The organism is Clostridium sp. (assembly GCF_016650095.1).
GTDB lineage: Bacteria > Bacillota > Clostridia > Clostridiales > Clostridiaceae > Clostridium_AD.
The window spans coordinates 1-9,000 of record NZ_JAENWL010000124.1; the positions used below are offsets into that span (position 1 = coordinate 1).

The window sequence follows — 9,000 nt, forward strand, 5'->3', positions numbered from 1 at the left end:
CACCGCCTACAGCAACTATTATGTCGTACCCAGATTTGTTTGCATTCTTTGACATTGCGCCGGCATCACTGAGTTTTGCAGTTATTTCATAATGGTAATTCAGTTTTTTCTCATCTAGAATCCCAAATATTTTTTTAAATAGCTTTTTACTCTTTCCAGACTTTGATCCCGGATTCATTATAAAAAAGTATTTCATAGCTCCATACCTATATTTTTGATGATCTTCAATACCTTTTCAATGGACTCCTCCTTTAAATTAGCTCCAGCTATAAGTCTTACCCTTCCCTGATTTAAAGGAACAGAGGGAGCAATAAAAGGTGTTGTTAATATTTTATTTTCATAAAACTTCTTTGCTAAATAGATAGTAGCTCCAGAGCTTCTCGTAACTATTGAAGTTATAGGGGCTTTACCTTCCGCAAGCTTAAAACCATTTAAAGTCAAACAATTACTTATATTATTTCTATAGTTCCACATTCTTTTACTTATATTATCAAAATCCTTCTCTATTATATCAATTACTTTTTCAATACCTCCAAGTGATGATGGAGGCAGCGCAGTGGAATAAACAAGGTGAGGACAATAATATCTAAGATATTCAATTATGCTCTTAGGTCCAGCTATTATTCCACCAGAGTTAGCAAAAGCCTTGCCTAGTGAGGCAGTATAAATTCCTCTATAATTATCTATGGAAGCCTCCTCTAGGATTCCCTTTCCACTTTTACCTATAACCCCTAGTCCATGTGAATCATCAATTATAGGTAACGCGTTATACTTTGAAGCTAAAGCTACTATTTCTTTAAAAGGTGCAATAGTTCCATCCGTAGAAAATACTGATTCCGTTACAATAAAAGACTGGCGGTATTTCGAATTTTGCTTAAGTATTTGTTCAAGATGTTCCATATTATTATGACGGAATGGTCTTATCCTGCAACCCACTGCCTTTATACCTTCAATAAGAGAAGAATGTGCATAATGGTCTACTATAATTAAGTCCTCCTTTCCTGCAATAGCTGAAAAAAGCCCATTGTTAGCCTGATAACAGGAAGGCAATAGAATTGATGATTCAAGCCCTATAAACACAGAAAGCTTATCTTCTACGGCTTTAAATAAATCAATATAGCCTGTAGCAATTGGAGTTCCACAAAGGGAGGTACCATAACTTTTAATAGCTCTGCAGGCAGCTTCTTTAACCCTTTCATCATCTGCAAGCCCAAGATAATTATTTGAAGCTAGGTTTATAAAATTTTCACCTTCAATTGATATTGGGTCACTAAGTGCTGATTTAAGCTCACGATAGTATGGATTGAAACCAATCTTTTCTACGATATTCTTATCTAGCTTATATCTTTCATAAAACTTATCAAAACTCATGTTTACTCACCTTCAATCTGAGGATATTTTTTTCTCATCTTGTCAACTATATCTGATACGAGCTTAATATCCTCAAACTCTAATTCATCAATATTTAGGGAAAACTCCTCCTCAAGGCCACATAATATCATCAATTTACTAAAAGAATCTACCTCTAAATACTGAGTTAAGTTACTTTCCAAAGATACTTCAAATTCATTTTCTAAATTTATTTTAACCACTTTAATAACTCTTTCTTCTAAAGTCATCCTCATACCCTCCCATAACATTTTGTCTCATTATTTGAATCGCACATAACCGTGCATATATTGCAATTAGTACATTTAGAACTGTAGTTAAGATTTTGTTCCAATTTTTGTACAAAGTCAGGTTCACATATAAATGGCCGGCACAGACTTACAAAATCCATGTTCTCTTTGCTAATAAGTGCTTGAATTTCTTCACCCTTTCTAATTCCCCCTACACAAATTATAGGTATTTTTGTATACTGCTTGGCTAATCTTGCATACTCAATATTATATAAAGGCTTAAACTCCTTTATTTTAAGTTTTATAAGTGGATATATAAATGCCTTCCAAAGCTTTTTCATATATCTATTGTCAACTTTATAAACTGGATTATGACTTAGAATTATATCTACCGGAATGCGACCCCGAATAATATTTAGTGCATAATCCATGGTACCATAACTTACTTCTATAGCATCCACTTTCATCATATCTAAAAACACAATAAGATTAATAAATTGAGCTTCACTAAATCTTTGTAAATAATCATCACCACCACTTACCTTCACAAGTATAGGAAAATTCTCTCCACAAAGTTCCCTTATACCATTAATCGTCCGCTCTAGAAACTTGGTTCCAATTTTAGTGTTTGGGTCTACAGCGAATATATCATTTCTGTTATTTATATGTGGAATAAGAAATTGATGAATAAGATATCCATGGGCTGCATGGAGCTGAACTCCGTCAAAACCTGCTCTTTTAGCCAGATAGGCAGAACTCGCAAAATCTTCAGTAATTTTAGAAGCTTCCTTCGTAGTAAGCACTTTAGGTGTAGATCCAAAGTAATAGGATTTTTTCTTTGATACTCCAACCACCTTAAAACCTGTATCTTCCTGCCTTGTTTGACGCCCGGTATGAGCAATTTGGAGAAATATTCTCGAACCGTACCTGTGCATCTGTTTAGTAAGTCTTTCATAATATGGAATCATTTTTTCATCATCAATGGCTGCCTGTCCCGGCTGCATTGCTTTTCCATCTTCAGATATAAAAGTAAAACCTGTAATAATTCCACCTACATCATTTTTAGCAAGCTCCGAATATAATCTAAAATACTCTTCCCTCGGAACTCCAAAACTATCACACATACCTTCAAAAGTAGCAGATCGTATAATTTTATTTTTTAAAACACATTTACCTATTTTTCCTTCTTCAAATACTTTCATACATTTCCTCCTTAGCCCTTACTATCGGAATATAAATCAAAGAGAAATCCTACAAAGATATATGTAAGAATAAATAACATCATACCAAGAATAGGATTCATTAAAGCAATTAAGGCTGATTGCCCACAAGCACAGGCTTTAAAATTTACCGATAAGGAATAGTAGGTTCGATCACCATATGGATATTTATAGTATAGAACACCGGTCCATATATGCATAAACAATGTAAGCGCAGCCAAGAATAAAAAGATGTTATTTAAGTTAAAACTAATTAATCCAAAATAGTATGCAAAGGCAAAAATAACTCCAGGTATAATTGATGCTACTAGTGCTATTTTCCTTGACTTTTCAACACCATATTTCACCACAAGAGTTTTCTTATTCGCAGCCAAGTCTCCTTTATAATCCTTAAAGAAGGTATAGAAGGTCATTAGTCCATTCATCACAACCAAAAGCACCAGTAAGGCCGCAGCATCGGATGTTATTTGAGAAGAACCCATGGGACCCATTGCCATATATCCAACGACGGAACACATGGTGATCATTATTCCAAAGACTATATTACCTAAAATTCCATAACCCTTTGCATATTCGTATATAATATTTAGAATTACTGCCAGTAGTGCTGGAATAATAGCTATAGGTTCTAAAAATATAGCTATAAGAATCATAGAAATAGAGAGTAAAATAAAAGAAGTTACTATTGCTTTCTTAGGATTCAGCTCACCAGTGACCATAGGCCGGTTAGGAGCATTTATTCTATCTTCTTTAAGCCCCAGATAGTCATTAACAATTTGATTTATCCCCCAGCTTAAAAAAAGTAAAGACAGTAGAAGAATCTTTTTGAAAATTAAGGAATCCCCTTGCATTGCTACGTAACTATTTTTAATCGTACACTCATAGTATGAAACCCCTACCCATCCAGCAATTCCTGTTATAAATGCATAATAAATTCGCATTGACTTAATATAAGCTTTTAAAAAATGTATCATAGCTTCCATCCCCTTATAAAATTCACTTTACACCATTAACCTCTTCTAATCTTTTCTTCATATACTCATAATCAAAGGAAAAGGTTATTCTTTTACCTTTTTCATCTAAAATACGGTAATGCTTTGATATTATATTTTGTTGAATCTTAAGGTTTCCATTTTCTTTTATGTCTTTCCACCAAATTTTACCGCCCATAGTAGGTATATAACTTTTAACATATCCATCATAGGCAATTGATAGAATTATGTCTTGGGGCTGACCACCAAAGGTTATTTCTAAAATCTCACTGTCTCTGAAAATAGTACACAAAGCTACAGCAGCTGTCCATCCAAGTGAAGCCCTTCCCTTTTCTATTTGTATAAGTGTTTTCTTTGACATTCCTAGTATCTCAGCCATTTTATCTTGAGTGTAACCACATTCATTCCTGATTAGTTTAGCCTTTTCATTCACTCTTTTTATGAATTCTTCTTTAGTCATAATGATAACCTCCAATACGTTTCTATCTGTTATGTGTAATATTACACCTTTTGATGCTATTTGTAAAGTTTTATTAACATAATTTTTTACATTTCTTATATTCTCATTATTTTTATAGAATCTTCTAAGGATCAAAAGAGGGTGAAAGTATTTTTAGGGTAAAAAAAAAAGCCTTACAAACATATTGTTTGTAAGGCTTTTTTGGTGCGCCCAGGGGGAGTCGAACCCACGGCCTACAGATTCGATTTATTGCTATTTATAACTTTCTATACATAACTATAACTTAGACATATCAGTCTTTACAAGGGTATAACATTTTAAGGACTTTCAAAGCTTTCTAACACTTATGTGGGAAAAGTGTGGGAAAGTATGCGAATTGCTTTGTGAAGTATTTTGCTTTTATGCTTCGGGTTATACATATTGTTAAAAGATAAAATAAACAAAAGGAAGCCCACTCCTCCGCAAAAAGATTTGGACTTCCAACTAAAACAACACCTATAAGAGCATTGCTATTTTATTATAGCATACTCTTGGTGATTATAAAGGAGATGTTATCATGAATAATTATGTATTAATAGACTGTGGTTTGATTCATCAATATCTAATTAAAAAAGAGGATATAGAAAAATTAGAAGATGAAACTTTTTACACAGTAGAGACCGTTAAGGATTTGAGTGATTATAAAATTGAAAATAAAGATGATAAATTAATTTTTACTAAAGGATCAGAGACACTTACTTTTAAAAAAGTAGCTGTAGATATGTATTTAAAATATGCATTGGATGAATTGTAAATATCCACTGCCTTTTAAATCCTAAAACCCTTGAAAATACACTTAAAAGGCACCTGCCTTTGTTGTCAAATTTCTGAACTTGAAAGGGCCTGGGGCTATTAAATAAAGATATACACTGCCATTTAGGTAAAATTGATAAATTTTAAAATATTTGATAGCCTCATGAGAGCATTGTCCATTACTGCTATTAACATAATAATTTTAAGGGTGGGGTCCTTATAAAAATTAAGGGTGTGTCCTTTTAAGGTTAGCTTTGCACCACAATAATAATAACCACTATTTTCAAATAAAGAAAAATGTATTTCCATTAACCTTTTATTTTAAGACAAAGGAAGAAAAATAATCAAAAAATAAAAAAAGACCTCAAGCTAATATTTAAACTAACCTTAGGGTTGAAATTATTAATGTAACTAGAATAAGAATAACTGCTATAGGTATAGCAACATTTATTTGTATACTGCTCTTTTTAGATTTGCACATATAATTACCTCTTTTATTTTTTTCTAAATTATTGCCATACTACAATTATTTATACACAAAATAAAAAAGCACCAGATTAACTAAGTGAATTGAATATAATTTGTTGAATAGTCTATAATTTGTTGAATAGTCTATAATTTAAATGTATTCATAATCAATTTTTCCTTTAACTAAAGAGTACTACACAGGACTTCCAACCTCGTGCAGTACTCCTTATTTTAAATCTTAAATAATATCCACCTACAGCTGCTTAACTCATATTTTATTTGATATAGCTTGTCAGCTCCATTAACTACACTCTTGCACTTGTAGTCGAGCAAAAAGTTACCCAAGAATTTTTCTAAATTTAGCAATTACGCCAAACTTTCAAGTAGAAATTATTGATAAATTATACGTAATGAGCATGTAATATCCATAACACACATGCTTCTTCAGAAAATTTTACATAGTATCGGGGGTAAATTCTCTAGAAAATAAAAAGAGTCATGAGCTGATATCCTCACTCATGACTTTTGTATTTATATTTCTTGAAATCTATATTTTATGCATCCTTATCAAATTCTTCATTTGTATTTTTAGTCCTCTTTAATAGTTGTATTGTTTCTGATAGCTTTTTATTTTCTAATTCAAGTAACTTATTTTTATTGTTAAGTTCTTCTTTTGAATCTATATTGCGAAATTGTTTTAAATCAAATAATAAATTAATTTTATTTGAAATAATTATCATATCTTGTGGCTCAATATATCCTTTAAAGTCTATTACTAAATTTCTGTGTATTGGCATTATCCCACTTAAATCTATGTAAGATGGTTTTGAGACCCCTTGCACCTTACTTTCTAAATAATATTGTGTTGGTATTTGTTGAGTCTTTAGTAATTCCATATAATCTTTATCACCAAAATGAAATGGCTTAAGTGATGTTATTGGAGCGCCATAAACATAAGGATCAATAAGATTTGCATTTGAAGATAATATTAAATATGGTCGTACTTTTACCCTTTGAATTATATTTGCCGGTAAACTTCTAGTATTTTTATTTTCTTCTATTTTACTAGATATTTTTAAAAATTCTTTTACTTCAGTTGATCCTTTTTTTATATATCCTTTGCAAAACTCAAATTCTTGTTTAATCTTTTGAGTACAACCATCACAAGTTATTCCTGATTTATGTCCACATTCTTTACAATTTTGATTAGCACAGTCATCTAAACAACAGTTAAAAAAATAAAATGGTAATTTAAACTTATACGGAAATCCTACATAATGGACTGTACCACGCTGTTTCCTACTTTCATTTCTTAACTTTCCTTTCATATCCGAAGGTAAGAAGTCCCCTAATCTACTCATCTTTTAATCCTCATCTTCAATACTAAATTTTATGATTTTCAATATATTAGAATCAAAAATATCAGGATTAACTTCATAATCACCAACGACAGGATATTTAGAATACACCCTTTGCATTCTTTGCATAATAAATTCTGTTGTATCATTTCCTTCAGTCCAGAAAAGCACTGGGTTGTTATGATCCTCTTTAATTTTCATATTAATTTCATAACCTCTTTTAAATGATTTTTTCTCATTTAATAGGTTATCCGTAATTATTCTATTATATTCCATATTTTGATTAAAATTTGAAAATTTTACCAAGCTTTCATTAAGATCCATTGCTACACTGTAATTATTATTATTACTATTATTACTTGTCCATTGAAGATTGCTCACTTGGAACATCCCCTTTCTCCTTTATGTATCTAGTTAATACTATTTCTAGATTATTATATATATGTTTAATCATTTTATCTAATTTTGTATTTAGAGTCTTAAGACTTTTAGTTTTTATTCTAAATAAAATTTTTGCAGAATATGAAGATGTGTTTATAAGGTATGGATCAACTGCTAATATTACTGGGTAATCATAAATTGTAGAATAAAAAGTATAACCTCTAAATGTTATTTTTAAATCAGTATTCGTATTATAATAGGTTTTAAACTTATCCAAAAATAGATCTTCACCTGTATTAAAAATTAAATTAATATCAAAATCTCCTGAACTTATTTTACATTTAGGATTTTTTAAGATCATTTGTTCATAAATATCATTTATAATGTCTCTATTTTCAAGTACACTTTCTTTGGTTGTAAAATCAATTTTTATCTCATTGTCTGAAATAGTAATAGAATCCATTGACTCTTGATTTAATATATATTGAATGTATTCATTGGATTTATGTATGTCAAATCTATCTTCAATATTTTCTATCTCAAACGAGTAATCTAACACATTACTCTTTAGATTTATACTTATCATAAATCTATTCTGCTTGTCTATCATAATTTTGCCTCCTACTTTAGGCTTATAAATTAATAAGTATAATATTCGATACTTAAATAATACCATTCTATACTTAATACTAAATTCCTTCATTGTACGGATAACTTTCATTCGTCAAATTCCGACAAAAACAATATTATTTTATGCTATTAAGCTCATTTTACATCTAAAATTCCATTTTTACAATTTTGTTAATATGGCATGAACACAATTTATTTTCTACTATATTATACTTATCAAGTAACAAAGGTGTGCAAAAAAATAAAAGAAGACCTAAAGCTAGATTTCTCTAACCTCAGGTCTTTTGTAATTATATTATTATTGTGGCTTCCGCTTCAGGTGTTGTTATAGGTTGTAATTCAATTCCGTTTGAATTAAAGTATTTTATAATAGGTTCTGCTATAGTTACTGGATCCTCAATAGCTTTTATGATTAAAGGTTTATTTTTATTAAATTCCCCTGCAATGCTCTGTCTTAATAATTCTATATTTGCATCCGTTATGCCAGGTATCTTTTGTTTAATTAAAGTTTCAAACATAATTTGTTTAGCCTGAACTGTATCTCCAATAATTTCACTTAATCTAAAATGCTCTTCTATTAAATTAAATATATCTAAGGCTAGAAGTTTGCTTTTGGTATAGTTTGTAAGCCCCACCTTAGCCACTACAAAGTCTATTATCTTGGGGGCTAGTTTTACTACCTCTTTACCTATATAGGCTAAAAACCCTGTCAGAACTGTTAATAATATTGGGTATAATACATCTAAAAAATTTTGCATTAATAATACACTCTCCTTAATTTTAAATTTAGATAGGGAAGACCACTTCCTCTCTTATTTTATTGTAATAAAAGATTCAAATCCATTTTTTTTAAGTTCTACTATTCTTTCTTCCGCATTTTCTCTGTTTGCAAATGAGCCTGTAACAACTCTGAACATTATGTCTGCTTTTACTACGGGTACAATTATAATAGGCTTTGCAATAGGTTTGATAGCCACACCAAGCTGATTAAGTATCCCATGTGCAATTGCAACACCAAACCCTTGTTGCTCTGCTACGGTGTCAATTGCGTTGTTATCCAAGTCATTATCAAGGAACGCA

12 protein-coding genes are annotated in these 9,000 nt (G+C 30.6%); 1 reads left to right on the plus strand and 11 read right to left on the minus strand.

All coding sequences use genetic code 11. The features are described from left to right. The 6 genes from JJE11_RS09075 to JJE11_RS09100 all read right to left on the minus strand — a co-directional run. Nucleotides 1–196, minus strand: a 196-nt coding sequence (locus JJE11_RS09075; protein WP_291634764.1) for a diacylglycerol kinase family protein, incomplete at its 3' end; no start/stop codon positions are given. Beyond that, a complete protein-coding gene (locus JJE11_RS09080; RefSeq protein ID WP_291634766.1) occupies nt 193–1,371 on the minus strand; it encodes a pyridoxal phosphate-dependent aminotransferase family protein in 1,179 nt (392 codons plus the stop codon). The genes JJE11_RS09080 and JJE11_RS09075, both read right to left, overlap by 4 nt. 2 nt (nt 1,372–1,373) lie before the next feature. Next, nucleotides 1,374–1,619, minus strand: coding sequence for an acyl carrier protein (locus JJE11_RS09085; RefSeq protein ID WP_291634768.1), 246 nt, complete (start codon nt 1,617–1,619; stop codon nt 1,374–1,376). 2 nt (nt 1,620–1,621) lie between these two features. After that, complete coding sequence (locus JJE11_RS09090; protein WP_291634770.1) at nt 1,622–2,821, minus strand: NADH:flavin oxidoreductase; 1,200 nt, start codon at nt 2,819–2,821, stop codon at nt 1,622–1,624. Between the two features lie 11 nt (nt 2,822–2,832). After that, the gene (locus JJE11_RS09095) at nt 2,833–3,813 is read right to left on the minus strand and encodes a UbiA family prenyltransferase (protein WP_291634772.1); all 981 of its coding nucleotides are present in this window, start codon (nt 3,811–3,813) and stop codon (nt 2,833–2,835) included. Nucleotides 3,814–3,835: 22 nt separating this feature from the next. Further along, a complete protein-coding gene (locus JJE11_RS09100; protein WP_291634774.1) occupies nt 3,836–4,291 on the minus strand; it encodes a helix-turn-helix domain-containing protein in 456 nt (151 codons plus the stop codon). A 556-nt stretch (nt 4,292–4,847) separates the two neighbouring features. Between JJE11_RS09100 and JJE11_RS09105 the strand changes: the two genes are divergently transcribed. Then, on the plus strand, nt 4,848–5,084 hold the full coding sequence (locus tag JJE11_RS09105) for a hypothetical protein (RefSeq protein ID WP_291634776.1): 237 nt from the start codon (nt 4,848–4,850) through the stop codon (nt 5,082–5,084). A gap of 1,021 nt (nt 5,085–6,105) precedes the next feature. Here JJE11_RS09105 and JJE11_RS09110 read toward each other — a convergent pair. The 5 genes from JJE11_RS09110 to JJE11_RS09130 form a co-directional block, all read right to left on the minus strand. Further along, nucleotides 6,106–6,912 (minus strand): type II toxin-antitoxin system PemK/MazF family toxin, encoded by an 807-nt coding sequence (locus JJE11_RS09110; RefSeq protein ID WP_291634778.1) that lies wholly within the window; start codon nt 6,910–6,912, stop codon nt 6,106–6,108. Nucleotides 6,913–6,915: 3 nt separating this feature from the next. Next, the gene (locus JJE11_RS09115; RefSeq protein WP_291634780.1) at nt 6,916–7,299 is read right to left on the minus strand and encodes a hypothetical protein; all 384 of its coding nucleotides are present in this window, start codon (nt 7,297–7,299) and stop codon (nt 6,916–6,918) included. Further along, on the minus strand, nt 7,265–7,900 hold the full coding sequence (locus tag JJE11_RS09120) for a hypothetical protein (protein WP_291634782.1): 636 nt from the start codon (nt 7,898–7,900) through the stop codon (nt 7,265–7,267). The genes JJE11_RS09115 and JJE11_RS09120 overlap by 35 nt, the downstream gene beginning before the upstream one ends. A gap of 310 nt (nt 7,901–8,210) precedes the next feature. Next, a complete protein-coding gene (locus tag JJE11_RS09125; RefSeq protein ID WP_291634784.1) occupies nt 8,211–8,678 on the minus strand; it encodes a hypothetical protein in 468 nt (155 codons plus the stop codon). A 54-nt stretch (nt 8,679–8,732) separates the two neighbouring features. Continuing rightward, nucleotides 8,733–9,000: SPOR domain-containing protein (locus JJE11_RS09130; protein ID WP_291634786.1), on the minus strand; the 268-nt coding region annotated here is incomplete at its 5' end.